The organism is Spirosoma flavus, assembly GCF_054778555.1.
The window spans coordinates 204,132-216,470 of the sequence record NZ_BAAGZL010000003.1; the positions used below are offsets into that span (position 1 = coordinate 204,132).

The 12,339-nt window shown below is 46.5% G+C and carries 15 protein-coding genes; 5 read left to right on the forward strand and 10 right to left on the reverse strand.

The features are described from left to right. Positions 1-45: 45 nt before the first annotated feature. Positions 46-870, forward strand: coding sequence for an SGNH/GDSL hydrolase family protein (locus ACYVF1_RS17465; RefSeq protein ID WP_461081112.1), 825 nt, complete (start codon positions 46-48; stop codon positions 868-870). A 32-nt stretch (positions 871-902) separates the two neighbouring features. Here the strand turns inward: ACYVF1_RS17465 and ACYVF1_RS17470 are convergent, their stop codons facing one another. Then, positions 903-1,205: a DUF4286 family protein gene (locus ACYVF1_RS17470; RefSeq protein WP_461081114.1), complete on the reverse strand. Its 303-nt coding sequence runs from the start codon at positions 1,203-1,205 to the stop codon at positions 903-905. A gap of 86 nt (positions 1,206-1,291) precedes the next feature. Here ACYVF1_RS17470 and ACYVF1_RS17475 point away from each other — a divergent pair, with 86 nt between their 5' ends. Both ACYVF1_RS17475 and ACYVF1_RS17480 read left to right on the forward strand, forming a co-directional pair. Further along, positions 1,292-1,726: a cytochrome B gene (locus ACYVF1_RS17475; RefSeq protein ID WP_461081116.1), complete on the forward strand. Its 435-nt coding sequence runs from the start codon at positions 1,292-1,294 to the stop codon at positions 1,724-1,726. A 309-nt stretch (positions 1,727-2,035) separates the two neighbouring features. After that, positions 2,036-2,590 carry a C40 family peptidase gene (locus ACYVF1_RS17480; RefSeq protein ID WP_461081118.1) on the forward strand — a complete coding sequence of 185 codons (555 nt, stop codon included), beginning with the start codon at positions 2,036-2,038 and terminating at the stop codon, positions 2,588-2,590. Positions 2,591-2,621: 31 nt separating this feature from the next. Here ACYVF1_RS17480 and argB read toward each other — a convergent pair whose 3' ends face one another. The 9 genes from argB to ACYVF1_RS17525 all read right to left on the reverse strand — a co-directional run bounded on the left by argB (position 2,622) and on the right by ACYVF1_RS17525 (position 11,305). After that, positions 2,622-3,407: an acetylglutamate kinase gene (gene argB / locus ACYVF1_RS17485; RefSeq protein ID WP_461081120.1), complete on the reverse strand. Its 786-nt coding sequence runs from the start codon at positions 3,405-3,407 to the stop codon at positions 2,622-2,624. 93 nt (positions 3,408-3,500) lie between these two features. Continuing rightward, entirely contained in the window at positions 3,501-4,460 is a 960-nt protein-coding gene (locus tag ACYVF1_RS17490) for an N-acetylornithine carbamoyltransferase (RefSeq protein ID WP_461081122.1), read from the reverse strand. Between the two features lie 36 nt (positions 4,461-4,496). Next, positions 4,497-5,633, reverse strand: coding sequence for an aspartate aminotransferase family protein (locus ACYVF1_RS17495; RefSeq protein ID WP_461081124.1), 1,137 nt, complete (start codon positions 5,631-5,633; stop codon positions 4,497-4,499). A gap of 145 nt (positions 5,634-5,778) precedes the next feature. Then, on the reverse strand, positions 5,779-6,498 hold the full coding sequence (locus tag ACYVF1_RS17500) for an alpha/beta fold hydrolase (protein ID WP_461081126.1): 720 nt from the start codon (positions 6,496-6,498) through the stop codon (positions 5,779-5,781). 24 nt (positions 6,499-6,522) lie between these two features. Next, the gene (locus ACYVF1_RS17505; RefSeq protein ID WP_461081128.1) at positions 6,523-7,140 is read right to left on the reverse strand and encodes a hypothetical protein; all 618 of its coding nucleotides are present in this window, start codon (positions 7,138-7,140) and stop codon (positions 6,523-6,525) included. Between the two features lie 250 nt (positions 7,141-7,390). Further along, entirely contained in the window at positions 7,391-7,990 is a 600-nt protein-coding gene (locus ACYVF1_RS17510) for a hypothetical protein (protein WP_461081130.1), read from the reverse strand. 191 nt (positions 7,991-8,181) lie between these two features. Next, entirely contained in the window at positions 8,182-9,414 is a 1,233-nt protein-coding gene (gene clpX / locus ACYVF1_RS17515; protein WP_461081132.1) for an ATP-dependent Clp protease ATP-binding subunit ClpX, read from the reverse strand. Positions 9,415-9,588: 174 nt separating this feature from the next. Beyond that, complete coding sequence (locus ACYVF1_RS17520) at positions 9,589-10,452, reverse strand: hypothetical protein (protein ID WP_461081134.1); 864 nt, start codon at positions 10,450-10,452, stop codon at positions 9,589-9,591. Positions 10,453-10,612: 160 nt separating this feature from the next. Beyond that, positions 10,613-11,305 carry a ClpP family protease gene (locus ACYVF1_RS17525; protein WP_461081136.1) on the reverse strand — a complete coding sequence of 231 codons (693 nt, stop codon included), beginning with the start codon at positions 11,303-11,305 and terminating at the stop codon, positions 10,613-10,615. Positions 11,306-11,440: 135 nt separating this feature from the next. Here ACYVF1_RS17525 and ACYVF1_RS17530 point away from each other — a divergent pair, with 135 nt between their 5' ends. Together ACYVF1_RS17530 and ACYVF1_RS17535 are read left to right on the forward strand one after the other, a co-directional pair. Beyond that, the gene (locus tag ACYVF1_RS17530; RefSeq protein ID WP_461081138.1) at positions 11,441-11,854 is read left to right on the forward strand and encodes a helix-turn-helix domain-containing protein; all 414 of its coding nucleotides are present in this window, start codon (positions 11,441-11,443) and stop codon (positions 11,852-11,854) included. A 6-nt stretch (positions 11,855-11,860) separates the two neighbouring features. Further along, positions 11,861-12,208: a DUF4180 domain-containing protein gene (locus ACYVF1_RS17535; protein WP_461081140.1), complete on the forward strand. Its 348-nt coding sequence runs from the start codon at positions 11,861-11,863 to the stop codon at positions 12,206-12,208. The last annotated feature ends 131 nt before the right edge of the window (positions 12,209-12,339 follow it).

The following is a 12,339-nucleotide window of genomic DNA, read 5'->3' on the forward strand; positions in this document are numbered from 1 at the left end:
TGCTTTTCTTGAGAACTACTGCTGCAACGTAGTACTATTCAAGCAATGAAAAAACTCGCCGTATTCGCCCTTCTAATTTGTCTACTCAGTTCATTCAGTCACAAAAAGTTGAATTGGGTTGCCATTGGCGATTCCATTACGTACCTGAACGATCACCGGAACGAAACTGGCGACCGGATTACCAAAGGCTACATGACCCGTGTGACGGAAAAATTGCCGTATATACATTATACGAACCAGGGACATAATGGCTGGACTGCCGTCAAAATCGCGCAGGAAATTGAAAAATTAGGGATCACCAAAGCCGACGTTTATTCGATTTTTCTGGGCACTAATGACTGGTGGTCAGGACGCCCGCTAGGGCGTTTTGAGGACTACAAACAAAACACAGGAAATGGTACGGTCTATGGCGCGTTCCGCACAATTGTGAACAAACTTCGCAGCTTGAACCCAGAGGCACCTATCGTATTTATTACACCTATGCAGCGAGTTGATTTTGTCTATATAGCCAATTTCAAAAACAACGCTTACGGCTCTTACAAAGCTAAAAATGGCCAGTTGCTCGAAGCATTCGCCAACGCCATCGACTCCATTGGGCAGTATGAAAAATTACCTGTGGTTGATCTCTACCACATGAAAAGTTTGGCCCATAAGAAACTGGTCAAATTCAAGCGTTTGAAAGACCCAAAAACAGGTATTTACGCTAATTATCGCTACCCGAAATTCATTGATATTCCGTTCTCTCCAGAAACGGATGAATACCCCTACCCCATCGAAGCCATCGACCGAACGTATGATGGGTTACACCCCTCCGACAAAGGTTACGAACTGATTACCAAGCAACTAGTGAAGATAATGAAGAAGTACTAACGGCTTGTGCCGCTACGTAGCAGAACTGTATTTTACTGTTCTTCCAGCAACGTATCAAACGATACGTACTGTCCGCCAAAACGGTGTTGAATACGTTGCCGTAGCGCGTCGGCGTGTTGTTCCAGATACGTATTATAATGGTCCAACGTATTAAAATCTAACTGAACAGAGTACGTTACTCCACCATTATCCAGTTCGGTCAATAAGCGAAAAATCCGATGACTCAGAGGGAGTTCGGTAGCAAGGGCGGCAGGTACGTAGAATCGTTTCATCCATCGCAGCCAATCGTCGGCTACTTCGGTTGCTACGCTGTAGGTCGTATTATAAACAATCATATACCTTTTAACCCCGAATCAGTGGTGGAAGTTGACCATTTGGTTGTTTATTTGCCTAACCATTTCGTCTATTAACCAATCGACCTATGTATTCTGGATTAGTACATGCCCACTCAGGGCTTCGCTGGATCGCCTTTGTTCTGTTACTGGCTGCTACCGTAACCGCTATCAGCCGGTGGCAAAGTCAGAGCGGTTATACCGAAGGCAATCGTAAATTATATCTCTTTACGCTGATTTCAGTACATACGCAGCTTCTGTTGGGACTAGTGCTCCTCTTTATTAGCCCGAAAGTCAATTTCAGCATGCTGAGTGAAAAATTATACCGGTTCTATAGTGTTGAACATACAACAGGTATGTTGCTGGCCATCATTTTGATTACTATTGGATACTCGCGCTCTAAACGAGCTAGTCAACCAATCGTCAAACATCGGTTGATCGGTATTTTTTATGGAATTGGTCTTCTGCTAATTCTGGCATCTATACCCTGGCCATTCCGCATTCCGGAGGCTGGCTGGTTTTAAACCAGTTATCCAGGCGTAATTCTAACTAAAGGCTATTCTGCTATTGCGATAATTGGCAGAGTAGCCTTTTTTAGTAACATTTTATTGCCAATTAATAAAAACAAGAAATAATCGTAATGGATTGGCATAATTTTTTCTAAGAAAATTTGGTATAAGACCCATAGATATATATTACTGATAATCAATAAATTATTTTTTCATTTTTGGCTATTTGTTAAAAAAGTGTAGAAAATTTTCCTCATAAAAATTGGCTCGCCTATCTAAATTGCCTACTTTTATAACACTTAGCCTGCATTTAACCGTAACTCTATGACGAAAAAGATGCTCCTGGCAGTATTTTGTACTGTCTCGTTTGGCATTGTTAAAGCACAATCCGTACCCACCGCTTTAAATAGTGTACCCACCGTAACTGAAGCCAACGTACCTACCGTAACTGAAACTCCTTTTTATGAACAACTTCCGCTCGTAAAGGATGTAATTAGCTTCGCCAAAGAACACTTATCCACTCGATATCGGTCTGGTGGTACTAGTACACGCGGATTTGATTGTTCAGGTTTTACCCGCTTCTGTTTCAATCACTTTGGTTTATTACTGCCTCATTCCAGCGCAGCGCAAGGCAATGTCGGTGAAGCCATCAACCAAGAGCAGGCTCAACCCGGCGACTTGATCCTTTTCAAAGGACATAGTGCTAAAGGCAGCCACATTGGTCATGTTGGGCTAATCACGGAAGTGATTGGCGACCAGATAAAATTCATTCACTCGGCCTGGAACGGCGGTGTCCGCTACGATTATCTTCACGCCAGTTATTACCAACGGCGCTTTATGGGCATCCGGCGTGTTGCTCATATGTTAGCAGAAAAATAGTGCGATTACGATCAACGCACTCACGTATGGCCTACTTTTTGAGAGTCGTTCCGGCTCCCTGCTCCAGGGCGGTTGTCAGTTCATCGGCGTGGCAAATAATCACTTTTGACACCCCGTTTTCTAGTGCCTTAAAGGCATTATCCAGTTTAGGAATCATACCTTTATTGATAGCTCCAGCAGCTTTGTAATCGGCATAGAGCGAAGGTGTCAATTCATTGATAACACTGTTATCATCGGCAGGATCTTTCAGCACGCCTTTTTTCTCGAAGCAATACACCAGCGTTACGTCGTTATGTTTCGTCATGTCGACAGCAACTGCGGAAGCCATTGTGTCGGCATTGGTATTTAGTAAATCGCCAGATTTGTTATAGGTGATCGGCGCGAAAACGGGCGTTAAATCCTGACGTAAAAAAAACTGAATCTGGCCCGAATCCACTTCTTCAATATCACCTACCATCCCGTAATCAATATCTTTTACCAGGCGTTTTCTGGCCAGCACAGTGCTGCCGTCGGCGCCTGTCAAACCAATGGCGTTCGTATCCAGCGCCTGAAGTTTAGCGACAATCTGCTTATTAACCAAGCCGCCATACACCATTGTCACTACGTCGAGCATGGGTTGGTCGGTGATACGTCGCCCATCGACCATAGTAGTCTGGATACCTAACTTATCAGCTACTTGCGTCGCAATTTTGCCACCACCGTGAATAAGAATTTTTGCTCCACGTAAGCTAGCGAAAGCAGTCAGGAAACGTTTTAAAGCCGTGGCATCGTCGATTACGTTACCACCTATTTTAACAACGGTAAGGGTATTGGGCATTTTATTAAATGTATGATGCAAGTGATATGATGTAGGAGGTATAATATATGCAACAGGCTACTTTCCTGTCTGGTCGTTATCTTACCTCCTACATCAAATATTACTCAGGATTTCTTTTAATACTGCCTGCGCCGACCATTCCCGGTTGGCTGCCTGCTCAATCACAAGCGAGTAGGGGCTATCCAGCACTTCATCCGATACTTTCAAATTTCGACGCACAGGTAAGCAGTGCATAAACCGCCCGTTATTGGTCAGTTTCAGATCGTTCATGGTTACCGCCCACGATGAATCTTGTGTAAGTACCTGCCCATAGTGCGTATAAGAAGACCAGTTTTTACCGTAGATAAAATCGGCCCCGGCGAAGGCTTCGTCCTGATTATGTGTTACGTGTGCATTGCCCACAAATTCAGGAGCTAGTTCATATCCTTCCGGGTGCGTTACTACAAACTCAACCTCACCCGCTGCCGCCCGAACGTTCATCCATTCACAAAATGAGTTGGCAACAGCCTGGGGCAACGGTTTGAAATGGGGAAGCCAGGTCAGCACAACCTTAGGCCGTTTCACAATTTTGGCTTCTTCTATCGTAATACAGTCGGCCAGCGATTGCAGGGGGTGGCGCGTTGCCGATTCGAGATTGACAATCGGAACACCTGCATATTTGGCAAACTGATGCATAACCTGCTCACGATAGTCTTTGTCGCGATCCTGCAATTCGGCAAACGCCCGAATACCAATCACATCACAGTAACGACCAATTACGGCGGCCGCTTCCCGAACGTGTTCCGCTTTATCAGCATTCATCAGCACACCTTCTTCCATTTCCAGGCCCCAGCTATCCTGCCCGACATTCATGGTAATGACATTCATACCAAGGTTCTGAGCAGCTTTTTGCGTACTGAGCCGAGTACGGAGACTAGAATTAAAGAAAATCAGGCCGATGGTTTTGTTTTTACCAAGATGCTGATCGGCAAACGGATTAGCTTTGGCATCTAGACCAGATTGAATGAGGGCATCAATATTGGTTACGTCGGCAAGAGAAATAAAATTGGTCATTGGTGTATATAAACAACGTATCGCGCAGGAAATAAACTAAACAGCCACAGTCTTAAGACACGCTTCCATCGCTTCCAGAAACTGATCGGCTTCATCAACGCCAACGGCCAGCGAAGGCAACAGACGAATAATTGTTTTTCCGGCTACTCCCGTAAACTGCTTATGATCGAACAAAAGGTTCTTCCGCAACGTATCAACCGGGAAATCGTATTCGATACCAATCATCAGTCCACGCCCACGCAACTCTTTGTAGCCGCCAATCTGGCGAATACCATCCATGAAGTAGTCACCCATCTTGGCGGCATTTTCCATCAAGCCTTCTTCTTTCATGATGTCCAGCACGGCAACGGCCGCCGTACAGGCCAGGTGATTTCCCCCGAACGTAGTGCCGAGCAATCCGTAGCTGGCTTTGAAATCCGGTGAAATCAGGATGCCGCCAATCGGGAAACCGTTACCCATGCCTTTGGCCATAGAAATAATATCAGCTTTGATTCCGCTAAACTGATGCGAGAAAAACTTTCCTGAACGGCCATAACCGCATTGCACACCATCCAGAATCAGCACCGCACCTGTTTCATCGCAGCGACGACGTAGCGTTTGTAGGAACGTATCCGTAGCGACCTGAATCCCACCAACGCCTTGAATGCCTTCGATAATAACGGCGCACGTATCCGACGTAATACCAGCTAAAGCGGCCTCTACGTCGTTGTAAGGCAAGAACGTAACGTGCTGATTATAATTGACCGGCGCCACGATAGCTGGATTATCAGTTACAGCTACGGCTCCGGCGGTACGTCCATGAAAGCTCTTTCTGAACGCAACTACCTTCGTCCGACCGTTGTGGAAAGATGCCAGTTTCAGCGCATTTTCATTCGCTTCGGCACCTGAGTTACACAGAAACAGTGCATAGTCAGGATGCTCCGAGAGAGCACCTAATTTGTCGGCCAATTCCTGCTGCTTCGGTATCCTGACTGAGTTCGAATAAAACGAGATCTTGTTTAACTGGTCGGTAAGCGCCTGTACGTAGCGCGGGTGCGTATGCCCAACCGAGATAACCGCATGCCCACCATAAAGGTCGAGGTAGCGGGTGCCATCGACATCCCAAAGGTAGCTGCCCTGTGCGCGCACGGGCTCAATGTCGTAAAGCGGATAAACGTTAAATAACTCAGCCATTTGCGTAAACCATAAACCGGCGCTGTTGCCTACCGGTGTTGTTCATAAAATAAGGCTGCAAGTTTACGGATAATCTGTTGAAAATGGGGTTAAAACGCAAAAAGGAAGCTATCAAGCTCCCCCTTTTTTACATCGTAGGCTAAAATTAAAGCTTATCCAGAAACGAACGTAGCGTCTGAAGTGATTCTTCTGGTCGTTCAATCATGCTCAGATGCCCTGCATTCTCAATAGCAGCAACTTGAATTTGGGGTGATAAATCAGCCAGTTGTGCCGTTTTTTCGTACGGAATTAATTGATCGTCTTTACCTAACAGCAGAAGCACAGGATACGTAGCATTACGTAGTACGTGCGTCCGGTCGGGGCGGCCCGCAATGGCTTTCATACCCGCCACAAGTGCATCGGCCGGTAAGTTGAGAAAACGGTCAATCAATGCCTGCGTTTTATCGGACGGATACGTAGCAGCGACCATTTTTGGCAGCTGCTGCTGAATAAATGGCGCTGTTCCTTCGGTTTTCAAGCTCTCTATGGTCTGCCGACGGGCTTCCAGTTTCTTTTCATCATCGGCAGTAGCTGTGGAATGATAAAGAACCAGCCCCGCTACCATCTCGGGATGTTGCTCAGCAAAAGCCAGCGCAATGTACCCTCCCATCGAATGACCCACCAGAATCACCTTCTGCGCCTGCGTTGCCTGCAATCGAGCAAAAAGATCTTCGGCATATGCTTCGATGGAGACGTGGCTGGTGAGTCGGGAGAAATCGGGTTTCAGAACGAGGGCATTAGAAGCCAAATCGGCGTAGATGCCATCCCAGATGGAGGCATCTACGCCGTGACCATGAATCAGACAAATAGCCTCTAATTGATTCATTATCAATAACTTATATTCCGTTGATTAGGAATTAATAACACCGATCAGAACGAGTACCAGACCAACTACGAATCCGATCAGACCAATGAGTGACAGAACACTACCTCCTCCTAACAGCCACAGCACTAAGCCAATCAGACCGATGATCAGACCTAGCCGTACATTGCTGTTCATGACCTTCGTTTCGGATGGAGCAACGTGCTTTTTGATTTTTTTATCAATTTTTTTCAGGAACGTCCGCTCCACCAGCGACAGCTTTTTGGTCGACGTAGCAGAATTAGTCGCTACAATTGCTTTGCTGCTAGCCTCGGTCAGCACCTCATTCAAACGCGCCATACGCTTGGTGAGTTTTTTATTAGAAGCCAGTTTGTTATCGTTACGTACGTAGGCTTCTACCTGATTTACCGCTTCCTTCACCTGAGCCACCTGCGTTGCTGATTCAGCAGGTTGTGCAGAAACACTTTCGACGGCGGGTTGCAAGGCTTCTGTTTCACTCGGCGTAGCTACGGCAACCGTTGCTGCAGGAGTAGATTTGAAGTTTTCCCGTGCACTGGGTTGAAAATAAGCTACAGGACGGCTGCATGAAGCCATGAATGTAAGACCTGCTAAAGCAGCAAGGAGATGCTTAGTAAGCGTTCTCATAAAGTACGTTTTAATGTGAATGATTGATTTTCTCTCACAACAACTGCAAGGTTGCAAGTTTGTTGGGTTGAGATTAAAAAAAATTTAAAAACGGTCTCAAATTATAAAGAAAAATCCCCACCAGTCCAGTATCGAGCAAAATAATTAGGCACCGTATTCCAAACCATGGTTTACAAATCGAGTGTGAACTGATGAGGATATACGTTTCTAACCAGGTATCGGTAAATAGAAACTGATGGGGATTTAAATGTTATAACAAACCAACCAGCAGTAAGACCGCACCAACTATCAACGCAATTAAACCAAGAGTTGCGCCGGTTCCGGTGGTGAGCAGCAGCAGTAACAAGCCGATCAGCACAAGCACGGCGCCTGTAGCCAAGGTACCAGAGCTAATCATGGTTTTTTCAGGATTAGCTGGTGCCAGTTGTTTGCTGATTTTCTTGTTCATCTTCTTGAGCATCATGCGCTCCATCAGATTCATTTTTTTGGTCGAACCACTTTCTACCGATGCTACGCTGGCTTTAGCCGAAGTTGACGCCACCAATGCCCGAATACGATTCAGTCGTTTTTGTACTGTTTTGTCAGCTGCCAATTTGCTGTCGTTACGTACCAGTGCATCAACTTTATCAAGTTGAGCATTGGCTTGAGCCACTTGCTCAGCAGGAGTAGCGACAGGAGCAGCAACAGCTGGTGCAGTCACTTCAATAGGCCTTACGACTTCAGATTTTGCGGGAGCTTGGGTGTAATGTTCGCGGGCAGAGGGCTGAAAATAAGCGACTGGTCGGCTGCAGGCAGCAAATACAGCAATCATGAACAGGCTGGCCAGTAATTGACTGGAGTTCTTTTTCATAACAAATTTGGTTTTAAGTGTAACGAATAAAGTTTCAATGGGTAAAACCGCCGAAGCCTTTATTTGTTAACGCCGACACAAAAAAATAAACGACACAAAAAATCCCGCCGGTTCTGCTACGTGCAACCGGCGGGATTTTTTTAGATGTTATAGGGTTGTTACTGAGACAAGGTATGCCTTATCGCTACTCCTTACGCTACTGATCGTAGTTGATACGTAGTGGATTTTCCGAATTTTTCCTGGGCATATTCCAGGCTCACGGTAAGTTCGGTAACGCCGGTCTGGGACGGCATTTCGAACATGGCATCGGTGATAATCGATTCGCAGATAGACCTCAGCCCGCGAGCGCCTAACCCATAGAGAAGCGCCTGATCGACAATGTAATTCAACGCACTATCGTCCCAGTGCAGCGTAATACCTTCCATGCGAAACAGTTTGTCGTACTGCTTCGTGATGGCATTTTTCGGCTCCGTCAGAATCTGCATCAATGCCTTCCGATCGAGGGGTTCGAGGTGGGTGAGTACAGGCAAACGGCCGATCAACTCGGGAATCAAACCAAACGATTTCAGATCAAGTGCCGAAATATACCGCATCAAATGCCCCCGCTCGAACGTATCGTTTAATCGGCGGTCGCCCGAGAAGCCAATGGGCCGGGTATTTACGCGCTTTGTAATGTGTCGTTCGATACCATCGAAAGCGCCCCCGCATATAAACAATATGTTTTCAGTATTCAGCGCAATGAGTCGCTGGTCGGGATGTTTGCGCCCGCCCTGCGGTGGTACGTTCACAACTGATCCTTCAAGCAGTTTCAACAACGCCTGCTGCACACCTTCGCCACTTACATCGCGCGTGATGCTTGGGTTATCCGATTTGCGGGCGATTTTATCAATTTCGTCAATGTAGACAATTCCGCGTTCGGCCGCTTCTACGTTGTAATCAGCCGCTTGCAGCAAGCGTGTCAGAATCGTTTCTACGTCTTCACCTACGTAGCCGGCTTCGGTAATCACCGTAGCATCAGCAATACAGAACGGCACTTCGAGAATTTTTGCAATCGAACGCGCCAGATACGTTTTGCCGGTTCCCGTTTCGCCCACCATGATGATGTTCGATTTCTCAATCGTTACGTCGTCATTGGTTTTGGGCTGCATCAACCGTTTATAGTGATTGTAAACAGCTACGGTAATGGCTTTCTTGGCATCATCCTGACCAATAACGTATTGGTCGAGGTGGCGCTTCATCTCAATGGGTTTGATGAGGTTGATGTGGATTTCAGAAGGTTCGCTTTTTCGGGGGCGCATTTCTTCGAGTACAACCTGATGCCCCTGCTCAATGCAGTAGTTGCAGATGTGCGCGTCGATACCCGACAACAGCACCATCACTTCATTTTTGCGTCGTCCACAGAACGAGCAACTTATTTGTGGCATGAACGTTTGCAGTGTAAATAAGTATATTTAACGGATAACCAGTACGTTACGGCGATGGCAGGCAATCAATTTTACGAGTCGGCAAAAAAAGCCCGATATGTCTGAGCAAACTGGAATAAACAAAGTTATCAATCTGGCGGCAAACAGCCAAGTCTACTAGCTGTTTCACTACGTTTAGTAATAAATATAGGTCATTTTGGCCGTAGGCGTTTCGTAGCTAATGGGCCAGCCTTTTTCGGAATAATTGAAATCGTAATACGTACTGACTTCCGAAAGCACTGAACCCGTATCGGGTGAAAGGCTCTGTGATGTCCATTTTGTTACGTTGTTTTTACTGGCACAGGACTGCACATTCAGTCCGCCAAACGGCCCTAATAAACCACGTAACGGATTCGGATTGGTGTCATACACGTATAGGCTGCGCGACCGGCTTTTCACATCTCCCGATTTGCTACGTACTACTTGTTCGCACTGTGCTACGTTCTCACGCTCATACCGAAAGGTAGTTTCGATGGTCGAACCGTCGGCTTTTTGCTGCACCTGTTTCACAATCTGCCCCTGCGCGTTCGACTCAATTATCATTTCCGGATTGTTGTTATAAGCTGCCGGATCAACCAGAAATGTTTTTATCGACATAACACCCCCCTGATGCGCAAATTCCTGCCACTGAGTTATCAGTTTCTTCGTGACACTGTGACTATTGGCATCAAGAGTGAACCAGCCGTCTTCTGTTTTTAAGAGACGATTTTGGGAATCATACGTAACAAGCGTGGTCGGGCTTTCGTCTTTACTTTCGCCACTACGTTGGCTGTAAGTCTGCACCGTTTCCTGACGTCCCTGAGCATCGTACGTATAATCGACAAACGAGGCAACCCGGTTAATAATCTGAAGTTGTTTCAGCCGTACAGACGTAGCAGGATCAGGGGTAGTTGGTGTCGGCGTAACAGGACCGTCAACCTCGGCTGGCTTTGAGCAACCCGCCCAAAAAAAGGGCATCATCAGGCCAATAAGCCAGCAAAATGGGGCGGTACGTTTCATCGTTATGGGTAGTTAGCGCGTTTTCACGCTGGGATTATATAACCACACCATCAGGAAAGAGTTATATACCCTCCGCTATATACACAAAAAAAGGCAGGAATTACAATTCGTAACGCCTGCCTTTTTTATACGTATCGCTCTGGTTATGAGCAGATTTTGCTTACGCTTTTTCGCGACGTAGTACTTCGTCGATCAAACCGTACTCTTTCGCTTCATCGGCCCGCATCCATTTGTCACGATCCGAATCTTTTTCGATTTGTTCAACCGATTTACCAGAATGATCAGCCAGAATCTGGTACAACTCTTCACGAAGTTTTACAATCTCGCGAGCGGTGATTTCGATGTCAACCGACTGACCCTGTGCGCCACCCGATGGCTGGTGAATCATGATACGTGCGTGGGGCAGAGCCGACCGTTTTCCGGCAGCACCACCAGCCAGCAACACAGCACCCATCGAAGCCGCCAAGCTCGTGCAAACCGTCGCTACGTCCGGGCGAACGTATTGCATGGTATCGTAAATACCCAGACCAGCGTAAACCGAGCCGCCGGGGCTGTTCAGGTACATCAGAATATCTTTCTTCGGATCAGCCGATTCGAGGAAAAGCAATTGCGCCACAATAATGTTGGCGATATTGTCATCGACAGGTAAGCCCATGAAGATGATGCGGTCGGCCATAAGGCGCGAGAACACGTCAACTTCACGGAAATTCATCGGCCGTTCTTCAATGACCGACCGAGTCATGTTTTCAACTTGTAGGTTGTTTACCGTATGGTTCATGTAGCCATCCACCGTCAGTCCGTTAAGACCCATGTGGTGTACGGCGAATTTGCGGAATTCTTTTTCGTAATTCATAATTAGGTTTCTATCCGTTAATTTGAAAACCAGAAATAGCTGGTGTAAGTTCGAGAATCGTTTCGTTACAAATTTGCGTTATGAAACCGAAAAACCCTGTCGGTTTTGGTTTAGATTTTATCGTTGTTACTTGATATGAAAAATTCCATCGGCGAAAAAATACGTTTACAGCGGCTCCAGCGCGGTTTATCGCAGGAAAACATGGCCGATTTACTTAACCTGTCGACTACGGCTTACGGCGACATTGAGCGTGGTAAAACCGACCTGACGCTCTCCCGCCTGACTCAGATTGCGCAGGCTCTCGACGTATCGCCCTTAACCTTACTGACCGACGAGGCCATTCCCGCACAAGTTATTGAAGAAAAACCGAACGTAGTGGTTCACCACGAATTGGAAACGCTACGTCTACTGGTTGAAAAACAGCAAATTGAACTGGACAAGCTTCGTCTGGAAGCCGACTACTGGAAACGCAAATACGACGAGCGAGTGGCGTTTGATTTGCTACGTTCGATGGGTATGGAAGAAAAACGGGAACGTATCGGGTTCTAAATCAGCATGCAGATAGAGTTAGCAACTATTCAGGGTACAACCATCGCTGAAGTCAAGTCAGATGACGTACTTATCCAGTCTACGGATGACGCGCTGGACATACTGGCAAACTGTGCCTATCAGGGAGCCGATAAAATAATTCTCCATCAGCGCAATCTTGCCCCTGACTTTTTCGACTTAAAGACCCGGCTTGCGGGCGATATTCTTCAAAAGTTTTCAACGTATCGCGTTCGGCTGGCTATCGTTGGCGACTTCTCGTCGTACACAAGCAAAAGTCTGCGCGATTTCATTTTTGAAAGCAACAAAGGCACTCAGGTGAATTTTGTACCTACCGTCGAAGAAGCAAAGCGGTAAATAAATCTGTAGTCCCATCAGTCAAGAAAACGCAATCATTGAATTACAAAAAAGGGCATGTCGTTTGGCTCTTTTGCTTTATTATTGAATCTTGAACGGCGTAGTACGTGAATGAAACGCCGTTTACTTAA

Bases quoted from the DNA above. Each gene is read 5' to 3' on its own strand.
- clpX (WP_461081132.1), bottom strand. From the start codon at position 9,414: ATGCCACAAATAAGTTGCTCGTTCTGTGGACGACGCAAAAATGAAGTG.
- ACYVF1_RS17530 (WP_461081138.1), top strand. From the start codon at position 11,441: ATGAAAAATTCCATCGGCGAAAAAATACGTTTACAGCGGCTCCAGCGC.
- ACYVF1_RS17480 (WP_461081118.1), top strand. From the start codon at position 2,036: ATGACGAAAAAGATGCTCCTGGCAGTATTTTGTACTGTCTCGTTTGGC.
- ACYVF1_RS17525 (WP_461081136.1), bottom strand. From the start codon at position 11,305: ATGAATTACGAAAAAGAATTCCGCAAATTCGCCGTACACCACATGGGT.
- argB (WP_461081120.1), bottom strand. From the start codon at position 3,407: ATGCCCAATACCCTTACCGTTGTTAAAATAGGTGGTAACGTAATCGAC.
- ACYVF1_RS17520 (WP_461081134.1), bottom strand. From the start codon at position 10,452: ATGAAACGTACCGCCCCATTTTGCTGGCTTATTGGCCTGATGATGCCC.
- ACYVF1_RS17535 (WP_461081140.1), top strand. From the start codon at position 11,861: ATGCAGATAGAGTTAGCAACTATTCAGGGTACAACCATCGCTGAAGTC.
- ACYVF1_RS17465 (WP_461081112.1), top strand. From the start codon at position 46: ATGAAAAAACTCGCCGTATTCGCCCTTCTAATTTGTCTACTCAGTTCA.
- ACYVF1_RS17510 (WP_461081130.1), bottom strand. From the start codon at position 7,990: ATGAAAAAGAACTCCAGTCAATTACTGGCCAGCCTGTTCATGATTGCT.
- ACYVF1_RS17495 (WP_461081124.1), bottom strand. From the start codon at position 5,633: ATGGCTGAGTTATTTAACGTTTATCCGCTTTACGACATTGAGCCCGTG.
- ACYVF1_RS17500 (WP_461081126.1), bottom strand. From the start codon at position 6,498: ATGAATCAATTAGAGGCTATTTGTCTGATTCATGGTCACGGCGTAGAT.
- ACYVF1_RS17470 (WP_461081114.1), bottom strand. From the start codon at position 1,205: ATGATTGTTTATAATACGACCTACAGCGTAGCAACCGAAGTAGCCGAC.
- ACYVF1_RS17475 (WP_461081116.1), top strand. From the start codon at position 1,292: ATGTATTCTGGATTAGTACATGCCCACTCAGGGCTTCGCTGGATCGCC.
- ACYVF1_RS17490 (WP_461081122.1), bottom strand. From the start codon at position 4,460: ATGACCAATTTTATTTCTCTTGCCGACGTAACCAATATTGATGCCCTC.
- ACYVF1_RS17505 (WP_461081128.1), bottom strand. From the start codon at position 7,140: ATGAGAACGCTTACTAAGCATCTCCTTGCTGCTTTAGCAGGTCTTACA.